Origin of the sequence: Burkholderia sp. MSMB1826, from assembly GCF_001526325.1 — a bacterium.
In the GTDB taxonomy this organism is placed as follows: Bacteria; Pseudomonadota; Gammaproteobacteria; order Burkholderiales; family Burkholderiaceae; genus Burkholderia.
On sequence record NZ_LOYN01000059.1, the window covers coordinates 1 to 799 of the forward strand.

The following is a 799-nucleotide window of genomic DNA, read 5'->3' on the forward strand; positions in this document are numbered from 1 at the left end:
GCAATACGGCCCGCGCGAATCGATGGAATACGACGTCGTGATCGTCGGCGGCGGCCCCGCCGGGCTGTCGGCGGCGATCCGGCTCAAGCAGCTGGCCGCCGAGAAAGGCACCGAGATCGGCGTGTGCGTGCTCGAGAAGGGTTCCGAGATCGGCGCGCACATCCTGTCGGGCGCGGTGATGGACCCGCGCGCGATCACCGAGCTGTTCCCCGACTGGAAGGAGCGCGGCGCACCGCTCGATGTCGAGGTCACGGAAGACCGCTTCCTGTTCCTGTCCGAGAAAAGCGCGGTGACCACGCCGAACTGGGCGCTGCCGGACAACTTCAAGAACCACGGCAACTACGTGATTTCGCTGGGCAACGTGACCCGCTGGCTTGGGGCACAGGCCGAGGCGCTCGGCGTCGAGATCTTCCCGGGCTTTCCGGCCGCGGAAATTCTCTACAACGACGACGGCTCGGTCAAAGGCGTCGCGACCGGCAACATGGGCGTGGGCAAGGACGGCGAGCCGACCGAGAACTTCCAGCTCGGCATGGAACTGCACGCGAAGTACACGCTGTTCGCCGAAGGCTGCCGCGGCCATCTCGGCCGCCAGCTGATCACGAAATTCAAGCTCGACGCGAACGCCGATCCGCAGGCGTACGGGATCGGCATCAAGGAGCTGTGGGAAATCGATCCGGCCAAGCACAAGCCGGGCCTCGTGATCCACACGGCCGGCTGGCCGCTGAAGTCGGATACGTACGGCGGCTCGTTCCTGTATCACATGGACAACAACCAGGTCGTGGTCGGCTTCGTGGTGGGC

At 65.6% G+C, this 799-nt stretch carries 1 protein-coding gene; it reads left to right on the forward strand.

The features are described 5' to 3' along the window. A partial coding sequence (locus WS95_RS32080) for an NAD(P)/FAD-dependent oxidoreductase (RefSeq protein ID WP_179950248.1) occupies positions 1 to 799 on the forward strand: 799 nt, incomplete at both ends.